Below are 13,529 nucleotides of genomic sequence, written 5' to 3'. Positions count from 1 at the left end.
ACATGTAACAAATGATTGCGCGGTTGCGCCAGATTTCTGACAACCGGCACCGCCCAGAGACCGGCTTAGTAGTCTCCGCGCTTGCGAAAGGCCCAACGGCCCGCGACCAGGGTAAAGGTCGCCACCAGCGCTACCAGAATCCAGAAACCTTCAGGGTCTGATGCTAGCGGTACGCCGCCGACGTTCATGCCGAAGAAACCCGCAACGATGTTGATTGGCAGCGCCAGCACGGTTACCACGGTCAGGGTAAACAGGGTGCGACTGCTCTGTTCGTTGAGGTTCGCAGCTATTTCTTCCTGCAAAAGCTTGATGCGTTCGCCCAGTGCCGTGAGGTCGTTGATCACCAGTGAGGATTCTTCGATGGACTGGCGCAGCGCCTGCGCATCCTGTTCGCGCAGCCACTGCGGCGGGCGATGCAGGAGGCGCATCAGCGAACCTGGCTCCAGCGCCAGCAGACGTTGCAGGCGTACCAGCACCCGGCGCATGGCTCCCAGTTCGGAGCGGTTGTTGCTCAGACGCTGTGACAGAAGCTGGTCTTCGATACGGTCGACATTGACGCTGGTCTTGCGCAGAAACTGGGTCAGGACTTCGCCCTGATCGCTGAGCAGATGCGCCAGCAGTTCGATGGGGGAGTCGAACTGCTCGCCATGTTTGACTGCCGAACGCAGCTTGTCTACCGAGCGCAGCGGTTGCAGTCGCGCGGTGATTAGCAGGCGCTGGCGAGCGCAGACCCACAATGTTGAAATGTCGGTCGACAGCCGGTTGAAATCGAATACCACGTCGTTGACCACCGCCAGCAGGGTGGCATCGACGTGTTCGATGCGGGTCGACCGCGAGCCCTCGTGCAGCGCCTCGAAGAATTCCTCCGGCAAGTCCAGCGTGGTTTTCATCCAACGCTCGCAGGCCGCGTGCGACAGGTTCAGATGCAACCAGATAAAGTCATTTTCATCCGGCGGGTTTTGCAGGTAATCCAGCGCGGCAGTCGCGCCGATTTCCTGACCGCTTTCACCGTGGCGAAAGCGGAAGCCATAGAGCAGGCCGAAGAGGTCGGAATCCTGATGGTGCACGATGCTGTGATTCATGGCTGTCCACATGCGGCCTGGCCCGGACAGGGGAGGCGATTGGCGCATGATGACAACGGGTTATTTCATATTTGTGACAGCTTGTTGCGGAGTATTTCCTTTCTTGCCATGACGCTGGCCGCGTTCAGCGGCCATTCAGTTACTGGAGCCGGACCTATAGGGTCAAACCATTGCCAGTGGCTGCTTGCGGGTGGGTGCCGGCCAGGCCAGGTCGATGTCGGCCAGGTCCTGTTCGGTCAGACGGATCTGCTCGGCTGCGACGTTCAGTCGGATGTGCTCCGGGTTGGTCGCCTTGGGGATGGCAATCATGTTGTCCTGACGCAACACCCAGGCCAGTGATATCTGCGCAGGTGTTGCGTTGTGGCGTCTGGCGATTTCATGCAGGGCAGGGTGGTAGAGCATATCGCCTGCCTGGCCGATAGGGCAGTACGCCATCAACGGCAGGTGGCGGTCCGCGCTCCACAGCATGAGGTCGAACTCGATGCCACGTTGTTCAGGGTTGTACAGCACCTGATTGGTGGCACAGCGCGGGTTGTTCAGCTCGATCATGTCTGGCACGTCGAAATTGGACACGCCCCAAGCGCCAATCTTGCCGGATTCGCGCAGGCGCTCAAATGCCTCTACGGTTTCGGTCAATGGATACTGACCCGGCCAGTGCAGCAGATAGAGGTCGATGTAATCGGTATTCATTCGCCGCAGGCTGGCCTCACAGGCGGTCGGGATACCGCTGCGGCTGGCGTTGTGCGGGTAGACTTTGCTGACCACAAACACCTTGTCGCGCTGGCCGGCGATGGCCTGCCCGACGATTTCTTCAGCCGCGCCGTCGGCGTACATCTCGGCGGTGTCGATCAGGGTCAGGCCCAGTTCGATGCCCAGACACAGCCCGGCAATTTCCGCCGAGCGCAGATGCCCTTTTTCACCCATGTGCCAAGTGCCCTGACCCAGCACTGGTACGGTACTGCCTGCCAATTCCAGTGTGCGCATGTGACCCCCGCCTATAAATTAGCCGTTAAGTGAGCAGGTCTCAGGCAACAAGTGACGCACGAGGTTCCGTGCGCCGTTGCTTAATAAAAATTCAAACCCTGAACTGTCGCAGCAGGGTGTTCAGTTCTTCGCTCAGGGCTCGCAGATGCTGGCTGGCCGAGGTGGACTGTTCGGCAGCCAGTGCAGTGCTTTGGGACAATTGTGCCGCCTGAGTCACGTTCTGGTTGATGTCGTCCACCACGTGCGTCTGTTGCAGAGTTGCACTGGCTATGGACGCGTTCAGGCTGTTGAGGTTGCGCAGCGCCTGACTGATGGAGGTCAGGCTCTGACCCGCCTGGTTGGCCTGTTCGATGGTCAGTTGCGAAGAGCGGCTGCTGTCGCCGATGACCTTGACCGCTGCATCGGAATGCTTTTGCAGGCGCTCGATCATGCTCTGGATTTCTGCAGTCGACTTCTGCGTGCGCTGAGCCAACAGGCGCACCTCGTCAGCCACCACGGCAAAGCCGCGACCCTGTTCGCCGGCACGTGCTGCTTCGATGGCCGCGTTGAGTGCCAGCAGGTTGGTCTGCTCGGCAATCGAACTGATCACCTCCAGTACGCTGCCGATCTGCGTGCTTTCGCTGGCCAGGCTCTGCATCACGTCAACCGCTTGGCCGATGGTTCCGGAAAGGTGTTCGATCTGGCGCAGGCTGTTGTCGATGTTGACCTGACCCTGTCGAGCCTGCGACTCGGCATCGCGCATTTCGCTGGCGGCGTGCTCGGCATTCTTGGCGACATCCTGCACGCCGTAGGTCACTTCGTTGACGGCAGTGGCAACCAGGTCCATTTGCTGCGATTGCTGCTGGCTGCGGTTCTGCGCCTGCTCGGCGTTGCTGCCCAATTCGCCTGCCGCCTGTCCCAGTGCCACAGACGAATTCTGCAACAGGCCGACAACGTTGCGCAGTTTGGCGATAAAGCCATTGAAGTGGGTGCCCAGTTCGGTGATTTCGTCCTTGCCGTGGGTTTCCAGGGTGCGGGTCAGGTCACTTTCGCCACTGGCAATATTCGCCATCGCGTCGACTGCTGCTCTGAGCGGACGGACGATACTGCGCACGATCATGGTCAGAAGCAGCACCATCACCAGCACAATGCCTGCGATAAACATCCCCGCATTCAACAACTGAGCCTTGAACTCCGCCGCGACGTCATCCACGTACACGCCGGAGCCGAGAATCCAGCCCCATGGCTGGAACAGCTGCACGTAAGAAGTCTTTTTCACCGGCTCGCTGGCGCCCGGCTTCGGCCAGCGATAATTGACCATGCCTGCGCCTTTGCTTTTGACAAGCGTGACCATTTCATTGAACACCGCAAAGCCGTCCGGATCCCTGATAGCCGACAGGTTTTGCCCTTCAAGTTTGGGGTTGGTGGGGTGCATGATCATCACGGGCTGCAGATCATTGATCCAGAAGTAGTCACTCTGGTTGTAGCGCAGGCTCTTTATCTCTTTCAGCGCCTGTTGCTGTGCTGCTTCGCGCGTCATGCTGCCAGCGGCTTCAAGCCCCTGGTAGAACGTGAGGATGCCACTGGCTGTCTGCACCACGTGCATGGTCTTTTCAGCCTTCGCCCGATACAGATCTTCATGCGTCTGCCTGAGCAGTGCGGCTGCGAGGACCAGGAGCATCAGCACAGAAACGATAAGAATCAGCCACAAGCGACGGCTGATGGACAAACTGCGCATATTCATGATCTTCCCTATATCCATTATTTTTCTTTTCCAGAGGCCAACCGGCGCGAAGCCGGATAGCGCAGCCTTTCAAGCATCTCGGCGCGCCCTGGGCAAACATGAGATCAAGTTCACATTTTTATCGGAATAATCAGGTATGGCGAATGGCTTACATCAAGAGACGCCATTGACGCTATCGACTCTCCCCGAGTCCATGTAGGATCCAATTCAACAGCTGCAGCGAAGGAACGTTGCGGTGATCAGGGAGGATCGACCATTGCCAGGAGGCTACTGACAGGATGTTGGAATGGTCATGTTGCAATACCACCCGCTTCGGCGGGTTTTTTGCGTCTGCAGAAAAGTTGTTCACTCAACAGCCGGTTGTTCAGCGATCCGGCTCGCAGCCCTTGAGCACCAGCCTGAGAATGGTCTGCGTGGCGGCCTCGTAATCTGCGTCCTCCAGTTTTGCCTTGCCGGTGACCGTCGCAATCTGCCAGTCGAAGTCGGCGTAGGTCTGGGTCGCGGCCCAGATAGTGAACATCAGATGGTGAGGATCAATCGGGGCGATCTGCCCGCTGTCGATCCACGCCTGTATGCACTCGATGTTGTGCCGGGCCTGGTCGTTGAGCTGTTCTATCTGCTCCGGTGTGAGGTGCGGAGCACCGTGCATGATTTCGCTGGCGAAGACTTTCGAGGCGGAGGGCAGGTCACGGGATATCTGGATTTTCGAGCGGATGTAGCGGCTGAGCACTTCGGCCGGGATACCTTCGGGGTTGAAGGGCGTCGACGCTTGCAGGATGGGCTCGATGATACTTTCCAGGACCTCGCGGTAGAGGTTTTCCTTGGACTTGAAGTAGTAATAGACGTTGGGCTTGGGGACGCCGGCCTTGGCGGCGATGTCGCTGGTCTTGCTGGCGGCGAAGCCCTTGTCGGCGAATTCCTCGCTGGCAGCACGCAGGATGAGGTGTTTGTTGCGCTCGCGGATACTGCTCATGACCCGGTTATTCCCTTGCCTGCATGGCGGTCGCGCATGGTAGCACCGGGTCTGCACGGCGCTCAATGCACAAGGACAGGGCAGGGTGCTGCACGCCCCATTCGTCATTTGCCACGATCTACCGCAGTGCGCGGCAGCGCTCACACGCATCTGGCATGAACGCCACCCCTGAGTCAGGAACTCATCAGTTCCTGTACACGGGACGCCAGTACATCAATCGCAAATGGCTTGGTCAGCACGCGCATGCCCGGGCCGAGTTGCTCATCGCCAATGGCCGCATTTTCTGCATAACCGGTGATGAACAGGGTTTTCAGGTGCGGGCGGACCTCTCGTCCGGCATCGGCCATTTGCCGCCCGTTCATACCACCGGGCAAGCCTACGTCGGTGATCAGCAGATCGATGTGCACATCAGAACGCAGCAGTTTGAGGCCAGCCAGGCTGTCGGCTGCCTCGATCAGCGTGTAGCCGAGATCACCCAGGGAATCCGTGAGCAGCATGCGCACTGTAGGTTCGTCGTCCACAATCAGGATCGTTTCTTCAGACCGCGTGAATTGGACCGGAGCTTTGTCGACAGCGCTTTCATCTCTGACCGCCGCACCGTCGTAGCGCGGCAGATAGATGGAGATCGCGGTTCCCTTGCCCACTTCCGACTGGATACGTACCTGGCCGCCAGATTGATTGGCGAAGCCGTAGATCATCGACAGCCCAAGGCCAGTGCCTTGACCGATCGGTTTGGTGGTGAAGAAGGGATCGAAGGCCTTGGCGATGACTTCTGGTGGCATGCCGGTGCCGGTATCGGTCACGCACAACGATAAATACTGTCCTTCGGGCAAGTCGTGGACCTGTGCAGTGCCGCCTTCGATCAATCGGTTGCTTGCCTCGATCGTGATGCGTCCGCCGTCGGGCATGGCATCGCGGGCATTGATGCACAGGTTCAGCAGTGCATTCTCAAGCTGGCTTGCATCGACCAGCGTGGGCCAGAGCCCGATGGTGCCGCTGGTTTCGACCAGGATGCTGGGGCCTACGGTACGCTGGATCAGATCCGTCATCCCGCTCATTAATCGGTTCACATCGGTTGGCTGCGGATCCAGTGTCTGGCGACGAGAGAAGGCCAGCAGCCGGTGGGTCAGTGCTGCGGCGCGTTTTGCAGCGCCCTGGGCAGTGACAATGTACTTGTCCACGTCACTCCAGCGGCCTTGTTCGATCCGTTTGCTCATCAGTTCCAGAGCGCCGGAAATACCGGCCAGCAGGTTGTTGAAGTCGTGGGCGAGACCTCCGGTCAGTTGCCCGACCGCTTCCATTTTCTGCGACTGACGCAGTTTCTCTTCAGCTTGCATGAGCTCGGTGGTACGTGCTGCCACGCGCTGCTCAAGCGTGTCATTGAGCGAGCGCAGCGCTGCTGTGGCCCGGTCTCGTTCAGCAGCAATGGTGCGTCGCTCATCAACGTCGATGAGTACGCCCGGGAAGCTCAATGGGGTGCCATCTGTGGCCCGGTCTACACGACCGTTTGCCTCGATCCAGTAGTAGTTGCCGTCTGTGCGGCACACCCGATATTGATGGGCGTAAACGCCGCCATTGCTGACGACCGCGTTGATCGCATCGATCAGACCTTGCCGGTCTTCGGGATGTACGGTGGCAATGATTTGTTCCAGCCTCAGACCCTCGCGCCCCAACGCCGGATCAAGACCCAATGCTCTGGCGAAGGCTTCATCGACCGTAAAGCGATCAGTCGGCAGGTCCCAGTGCCAGGTGCCGATAATCGCACCCGCGGCCAGGGCGAGCTGAACGCGTTCGACGTTCTCGCGCGCCAGCGCCTCGCTGGTGCGCAGGCGTTCCTCGGCATCCCGACGCGCAGTGACATCACTGAAGATGACCGCAATCTGTCGGTCAGCGGGGTCACCAACACGCACCGCCTTGACTTCGAACCAGCGTTCGAAGGCCTTGGCATAGTTCTCGAAGCTGGTGGGCTCGCCCGTTTTCGCGACATGACCATAGGCTTCAAACCAGAAACGCTCCAGGTCCGGCGCGAACTCGGTGACCCATTTGCCGCGCAGGTCGACACCTGCCTGACGCTCGAATGCGGGGTTGGCTTCGATGAAGCGATAGTTCACCGGGCTGTCGTTGGCGTCGAATTTGACCTCAATGATGGCAAACGCGGCCTCAATGGTTTCCAGCATGGCTCTGGAGCGCTCTTCGCTCTGACGCAGTGCGGTTTCCGCCTTGCGCCTCTGCGACATGTCGAGCATCGCGCCGATCATGCGTATCGCTTTGCCTTTGGCGTCACGGATCACATGACCACGGTCCAGGATATCGGCGTAGGACCCGTCAAGACGACGGAAGCGGTATTCATCGCTCCACGCAGTGCCACTGCCATCAATCACCGCATGAATGGAGGCGTCGATACGCTGGCGATCATCGGGGTGGATCTGGGCGATCCACCACTCGCCCGACGTATCCAGCGTGGCGAGCGGGTAGCCATAAGCCTGTTCCAGCGCATCATTCCAGAGCACATGGTTGGCTGCAAAGTCCCAGTCCCATATCGCATCGTTGGTCGCCTTGGCAGCCAGCCGGTAGCGCTCCTGGGCTTCTTCGGTCGCTCTGCCTGCAAGGTGCTCAGCGGTGCGGTCGCGCAGGATCTTTACGAAACCCAGGTGTTCGTTGCTGTCACCCTGCAAAGGCATCATCTCGCCTGACGCCCAGAAAAGCTGGCCGTCCTTGCGCAAATGCCAGCGTTCATCTGCCGCATGGCCAGCGCTCAGCGCGAGTTGCATTTCACGCACGATCTGACCGCTGGCCCGATCGGCGGGCGTGAAAAAGCGCTCGGCAGCCTGACCCAGCATTTCCGTGGCGCTCCAGCCCAGAACATGTTCGGCACCCGGGTTCCAGTCGGTAATCACGCCCGCGGGGTCCGTCAGGATCATGGCAAAATCCACCGCGCTCTCGAACACTGCGCGATGGCGTGCTTCACGGCTGGCCAATGCTGTGCGGCTGTTACCAGGCTTGATGCCGGATTCTTCAAGAGCCTTTTGCAGGTGCGCAACTTGCGCTTCCAACTCTTCACGGGTCAGGTATTTCAGAGCGCCTCCGGCTCACAGGTAAAGTGTTTGACAGGCTGGCGTGTTCGCGACCTGCTTTGAGCAATTGAATCAGAAGTTTATCGAGGTTTGCGTTTGCTTTGCGTTGGAGGCAGTTTAAAGCGTGTTGCAGTCCCGATCAGGTAAAAGATGTTTTCTATGGCGATCACCATACAATGCCGCCTGAACACACTTCGATGGACCGGAATCACGGGCGAGCAGAGGCTGGCAAATTACAGTGTTTTGGCAGCCTGTTGCGAAAATCGCTGTAATTCACTTGAAAAATCACAGCCAGTGTTCTTGCTACACATCGGCTTCTGCTCTGGTTTCTTTAGGAACGTGTTGCTCGCAGACCTGACCGATATCCGGATGATAGAAACCTGTCACCCTTTCCAGGCCTTTTCGGTGAACTCAGCAGTGGAGGGGAGCACGGTGTGGAGGAAGTTCAGGTATTTCTTGAACAGTACCTCGTGCTTGAATCGAGCCTCGAAGCCCAGCGTGATGTCAGTGCGGTGGGTGACGATCATCAGACGCTTGCGGTCGACGGTGACGAAGTTGTACTCGCCCCATGGCAGGCCCCGTTCATGATGAACGGGGTTTTCCCAGCTCAGTAGCTTGATGGCTGCGATGAACGCGATGGCTACCGGGCCGACCAGGAAGAGTAGCGAGCCGGTGATCAGGGCGACAAGAACGAACATCATGATGACGAACAGGGCGATGCCTTTGAACAGGCCGGACGCGAAGTCGGGGTAGTGGAGGCAGTACTCGACAGAGGCTCGGTCGGTTTTGATGTTGTAGTTGTAGATGGTTTTCTGGCGTATGAGCAGGCCTACGAAATAGGCAAGAATACCTGCAAGCGCTAATATCGTGCCCACCAGTAATTGGGGAGTTTCTACAAATGGTTTCCAGCTCCCCCAGATATAAAGTGAGCACGCGACTAGATAGATGGCAGTAAATCCAAGCTGCGTGATCATGATCTCTTTAGGCGCTCTCGCAAGTGTTTTGATTTTCCAGTTTAAAAGGTCTTTGCTTTTCGGCAGATCCAAGGCTGTTTCTTGCTGAGTCATACCGGTGTGCTCTCTGCGACTTCCAGGGTGAGGGAACCCATCCTGCTGGAGGCTTTTACTTCAAGTTCCACAGTATCCAAACCATCAACGTCAGTATCGCCTCTTATGCCCAGCTCCATCTGAAACAGATAACCACGATCATCCCCGCCGGGACTTATCAGGGTGGTCGGGTACCAGATTTGCAACTCCAGATACGTTGCGCCCTTGTCGAGTGGCACCCAGGTTTCCCAGATGACGTCTTCGTTCTCGGGTGGCATCCGGGGGAACGTTAAGTCTTCGCTCGCTTTGCCCGACGGCGTGTTGGTAAGTGTCCCGAACTGCTCAGCCTTCTTAAATTGCCCTCGGTCCAGAAAGCTTTCATGTATTGGGTGATCTATCTTTTCTACAGGCAATACACCCCATGGTCTTTTGCTGCTGATAACGTTGAAATGTACGGAGTGCCCTCTTACCATGCCCGGCAGGCGTACGTGTACCCCCGCGCCGTTTTGCACTGCTACGCTTATGTAATCGCCTTTACCAAGATAACGGTCTTCATAATGTACAGTGCTTTTTACATAAATTTGAGGTGATAATTGAATCTCCAGTAGTGCGCGAGCTTCTTCATACTTTCCCTTGGTAGAGTCGGGGTACCGATAGTCTATGGTCCTCGACCAACAGCACCTGCGTAGCCACCAGCCGATACTGTCTTGCTTAAAATAATTCAAGGCCATTGTAGCAAAGAGGTAAATAAAACCGGCCACCAGCAGCGCGACACTGAACCATGAGCCAGTTGCAATAATTGTAGGTGTGCTGGCAGGAGAAACTCCTGCAAGTAGCTGAATGATTGAACCTGCCCCCATTGCGAATACAGCGATGCCCTTTACAGCAATAGCGGTTTTTTCTTGTAATGTTCTAGCGGCGTTAAAATCTTCAGAAATATCTTTTAATTCCAACGTAGCCGCTGCTATCCCAAACGCCCCCATCGCTATCATCGAGCCTCTGAACCCACCTATAGCTTCCGCCCATGCGACATTGCCTTTCGCCTTCCAGTAAGCCGCCGACTTGTCAAGAATCCCGACATTCTTGCCATCAATCAGCACTGGCTTCGCATTCTTGATCGCGTTCCAGGGCGCCTCGACATACACCGCCATCAGCAAGTTGAAGCTATACCCCAACCCGTAAGTGACTTTGCCAATGTCCTTCACACTGAAATCACCGTCCCTCGTCAGGTCCCGGTAGGTGAGGGCGGTGTTGATGAAGTTGAGCATGATCACGCCCCACGTGATCGAGCCTGCAATACCGCCCAGGTTGTCGATCCAGCGTTTGGCCTGGGCGAGCCAGTCTTTGCCGGTCTGGGCGTACTGGCGGATCTCGCTCTGCAACTGTTTTGCATACTCGTTGTTCTGGAAGTCGAGCAGGGCAGGCAGGCTCAGTTCATGCGCGCGCAGTTTCTGCTGATGGGCCGCCAGGTCGCGTGCGATGCTTTTGCGGGGTTGGTAGGCAGTTGGATATTGCCAGCTACGGCGCGTATCACTGATCTGTTTGTCGAGCACCCGCCACTCGCGTATCCACTGTTTCAGTTGTGTAATAACGTGCTGATTAATCGCGATGCGTGCTGGCGAGTCGAGCAGAACCTGGCCGATCAGCAGCGTGCGAATCAACGCAACGATGTTCTGCTGTTTGCCCACCGTGAGACGGCTGTCGATGGGCACCCAGGCCAGCAGGATGCTTTCGAGTGTCGCCTTGCCTGCGCCGCTGGAAAGTTCGCCAAGTGCTTTGAAGGTGTCTTGAGCCGACTGTTTCAGCGACTTCATCCACGGTTTGTCGGCGAAGCCCTGGTGATTAAGCGCGCCATTGAGTTCGCCGACGCGGGTGGCCAGGTTGGTGACGTCGCCGAGGCCGTTGAGCAGCGCATCGGCTTCTTGATGCAGGGCGTGTTTCAGGGTGGGCGAAAAACCATAGCGCAAGGTGCCGAACAGGCTGCTGGTGTTGGCTTCCTGCTCGGCGAGCCAGGCGTTTGCGGCGTCGTCCTGAGCGTAGATGATCTGCAGGTTGAGCATGATCATCTGCAAATACAGCAGGTTTTTCGGGTTTGTGGTGTCAATGAACAGCTTAAGCGGTTCGGTGCCCAGGCGTGTCGCCCAATGCTGGAAATCGCTTTGCGTGTCACGCACCTGTTGCAGCCCTTTTTCGCCGGTCGATAGATGCTGCAACAGGTACTGACGCGCACCGTTCAGATCGACTTCGCGCCGCCATTTGTGGCGATCTTTCCAGACTTGCAGGCCTTGTTCCGAGGGTGCGCTGCCATAACGGGCTTCGATCGCTTTACGCAGGTCGAGGCTTTTGAACATGTCCGGCAGCAGCAGAAAGTCGCCGGGAGCCGAGCTGCTGCTGATCTGCGCTTCTTCGAGGATGCATTGCTCGAAATATGCTTCGACGTCGCTCAGGTACTGATGTGTGAGTAGCGTATTGCCACGCACCGAGGCGGGCAGTTTCTCCTGCTCGCTTTCCGCGCCACACAGCGTGGTGACGGTCTGGGCGATCTGGATCTTGTGTTCGTGTTCGGCCTGCCAGTTCAGGTATGCCGCCTGATCGGCCGCCAACTGCATGCCCAGGTCGTTGAAAACGGCGAGCGGATCGTCGAGGGCGATGAGCAGCGAACTGTCCTGATCGTCGACGCTGCCCCGCCAAAAGACGTCGGCACCCAGTGGTGAAAACAGCGCTTGGGTTACATTGTCATCCGAAGGCGGGCAAGCAGTGGGAATCGCCGAATCTGCAAAACGGCCATCTTCAACCACCTTACCTTCGTCGATATCCGCGACCACTTCGGCGATGCGGTTCAGCGGCAGGGTGTCGGGCTCGGCCATGGTGATGCAGTAGCGTTTCAGGTCCAGCGCTTTCATCCATAACGCGCGGCTTGGCGGGTTGGAACGCATGTGCTCGCAGAGACGCCACGTCCACTGTACGGGCGAAAAGGCAATGTGCAACAGATTGCTGCGTGGGTAGAGCAGAAAGGGCTGACCGTCGCTGGCACTGTTCCGCTGGTCGTTGCCGATGTGCGCGTCTGTCCAGACGATTCGGTTCAGATGGCCGCCGATGGCTGAGGCGACGTATTCATGCAGCGTTTGGGCGGTTTCGTCGAATACGTAAACGTAACCGTCGTACAGCTGGCGCAAGGTGTAGCTGCGTGTCTTCAGCTTCGGCAGGCGGGCCCATTTGCCATCTTTTGTCAGCGGCTTCAGCTGCTTGGGATCAGTGTCGTAGCGCGAGCGATCCAGCGCATAGCGCACCGGCACGATGGCGATGTTCGGACCTCGGAAGGGGCACAGGCTGGTGGCCGTGGCAGGCGTTTTTGGAAAGTGTGTCGCACGTCGCTGTTGGCGGGTGCCGTATTTTTCGGTCATGCGAGGTCTTCTCTCCGCAGAAAACGAGCCATTTCGCCCGATATAAGGGAGATCTACATTCCAAAATATGTGCCGCTAATATTTTTATTGTTTTAAAACATAGGGATAAGAGTTTCATGTAAAAAAGATGATCAGGTTTAAGTGGAAAATCTTGAAATAGTGCGCAGGCGTTTGCGCACCTGTGCGCAAGTGCCTCTTATCTTCCGCTGGGCCCGAGATGTATGTCGCTGCCTGTTTTGCTGGCTATTGCATGCGCAGCATTTTGCGCATCAAGGCATGTGATCATTAACGGGAAAGGCAGCCTTTGAGTGCCGGTGAATGGCCGGTGGGACAACTTGGTGCTCATTGCCCGCAGCCAGATGACGCAGAGCGTCAAGAACGGCATGCCAACGCAGTATTGGCACGACAAGCGCTCTTTCGGTCACCTGTCTTCGCGCACCGACTTTTCGTACAGGGCCGGGGACGGCTACGTGCTACGATTTCATATTTGCAGAGACGCAATATGGCCTTTTCTGTCTGCCTGAGATCCAGAGTCTGAAGGCGGTTAACGGGGAGGAAGGAATGATGACCCCTATGCGAACAGTACGCCCCCTATGTTTGTGAAGTCCGATCCACCTCTGCCAGCCAGACGCCGTATCCCCAAAGGCGATCTGCGTAAGGTCGAGATCATCAAAGCGGCCATGATCATTTTCGCGCGAGATGGGTATGCCGGTGCCTCACTGACAAATATCGCCAAAGTTGCCGGTATCTCACAAGTAGGCTTGTTGCATCACTTTCCAAACAAGTTAGCGCTGCTGCAGGCCGTTCTTGAACATCGCGACCAGTATGTTGCCTCAAGACTGCAGGAAGCGGATCAGGACGGCTCTTTGCAAGGCTTCATCTCGTTCCTGAAACTGGTCATGAGTTTCAGCATTGAGGATGCCTCGGTCAGCCAGGCGTTGATGATCATCAACACGGAAAGCCTGTCGGTCACGCACCCGGCGCACCGTTGGTTCAGCGAACGTTTCGGGATTGTTCACGGCCATCTTCAGGCTCATCTGAATTCGCTGGTCAAGACAGGTGCCATTCGACCGGACATCGACGTAAAGCAGATCAGTGTGGAGATAGCTTCGATGATGGACGGTATGCAGATTCAATGGCTCCGGTCGCCGGGTGACGTCCAGATAGAAGGGGCATTTGCGAGGTTTCTGGAGCGACTGGCGCAGGATCTGACAAAGCGCCAGGCAACCATTGATTAGCAGTC

At 57.3% G+C, this 13,529-nt stretch carries 8 protein-coding genes; 1 reads left to right on the top strand and 7 read right to left on the bottom strand.

Annotated elements, in window-relative coordinates:
• Window positions 1–65 precede the first annotated feature (65 nt).
• The 7 genes from N018_RS17015 to N018_RS16985 form a co-directional block, all read right to left on the bottom strand.
• Entirely contained in the window at window positions 66–1,082 is a 1,017-nt protein-coding gene (locus N018_RS17015) for a transporter (protein ID WP_024647110.1), read from the bottom strand.
• A 162-nt stretch (window positions 1,083–1,244) separates the two neighbouring features.
• Entirely contained in the window at window positions 1,245–2,066 is an 822-nt protein-coding gene (locus tag N018_RS17010; protein ID WP_024647109.1) for an aldo/keto reductase, read from the bottom strand.
• A gap of 91 nt (window positions 2,067–2,157) precedes the next feature.
• Window positions 2,158–3,789, bottom strand: a complete 1,632-nt coding sequence (locus tag N018_RS17005) for a methyl-accepting chemotaxis protein (RefSeq protein ID WP_024647108.1) — start codon at window positions 3,787–3,789, stop codon at window positions 2,158–2,160.
• A 364-nt stretch (window positions 3,790–4,153) separates the two neighbouring features.
• Complete coding sequence (locus N018_RS17000; RefSeq protein WP_024647107.1) at window positions 4,154–4,762, bottom strand: TetR/AcrR family transcriptional regulator; 609 nt, start codon at window positions 4,760–4,762, stop codon at window positions 4,154–4,156.
• Window positions 4,763–4,935: 173 nt separating this feature from the next.
• Complete coding sequence (locus N018_RS16995) at window positions 4,936–7,815, bottom strand: PAS domain-containing hybrid sensor histidine kinase/response regulator (RefSeq protein WP_038401385.1); 2,880 nt, start codon at window positions 7,813–7,815, stop codon at window positions 4,936–4,938.
• 404 nt (window positions 7,816–8,219) lie between these two features.
• On the bottom strand, window positions 8,220–8,903 hold the full coding sequence (locus N018_RS16990) for a hypothetical protein (protein ID WP_025390303.1): 684 nt from the start codon (window positions 8,901–8,903) through the stop codon (window positions 8,220–8,222).
• Window positions 8,900–12,286 carry a toxin VasX gene (locus N018_RS16985; RefSeq protein WP_025390302.1) on the bottom strand — a complete coding sequence of 1,129 codons (3,387 nt, stop codon included), beginning with the start codon at window positions 12,284–12,286 and terminating at the stop codon, window positions 8,900–8,902. The genes N018_RS16990 and N018_RS16985 overlap by 4 nt, the downstream gene beginning before the upstream one ends.
• A gap of 593 nt (window positions 12,287–12,879) precedes the next feature.
• Between N018_RS16985 and N018_RS16980 the strand changes: the two genes are divergently transcribed.
• The gene (locus N018_RS16980) at window positions 12,880–13,524 is read left to right on the top strand and encodes a TetR/AcrR family transcriptional regulator (RefSeq protein WP_025390301.1); all 645 of its coding nucleotides are present in this window, start codon (window positions 12,880–12,882) and stop codon (window positions 13,522–13,524) included.
• Window positions 13,525–13,529: the final 5 nt, after the last annotated feature.

Source organism: Pseudomonas syringae CC1557 (genome assembly GCF_000452705.1).
Classification (GTDB): Bacteria; Pseudomonadota; Gammaproteobacteria; order Pseudomonadales; family Pseudomonadaceae; genus Aquipseudomonas; species Aquipseudomonas syringae_F.
This window is presented reverse-complemented; position numbering and strand designations above follow the sequence as displayed.

Coding starts and splice junctions, on each gene's coding strand:
- N018_RS17015 (WP_024647110.1), bottom strand. CDS start 1,082: ATGAATCACAGCATCGTGCACCATCAGGATTCCGACCTCTTCGGCCTG.
- N018_RS17010 (WP_024647109.1), bottom strand. CDS start 2,066: ATGCGCACACTGGAATTGGCAGGCAGTACCGTACCAGTGCTGGGTCAG.
- N018_RS17005 (WP_024647108.1), bottom strand. CDS start 3,789: ATGAATATGCGCAGTTTGTCCATCAGCCGTCGCTTGTGGCTGATTCTT.
- N018_RS17000 (WP_024647107.1), bottom strand. CDS start 4,762: ATGAGCAGTATCCGCGAGCGCAACAAACACCTCATCCTGCGTGCTGCC.
- N018_RS16990 (WP_025390303.1), bottom strand. CDS start 8,903: ATGACTCAGCAAGAAACAGCCTTGGATCTGCCGAAAAGCAAAGACCTT.
- N018_RS16985 (WP_025390302.1), bottom strand. CDS start 12,286: ATGACCGAAAAATACGGCACCCGCCAACAGCGACGTGCGACACACTTT.
- N018_RS16980 (WP_025390301.1), top strand. CDS start 12,880: ATGTTTGTGAAGTCCGATCCACCTCTGCCAGCCAGACGCCGTATCCCC.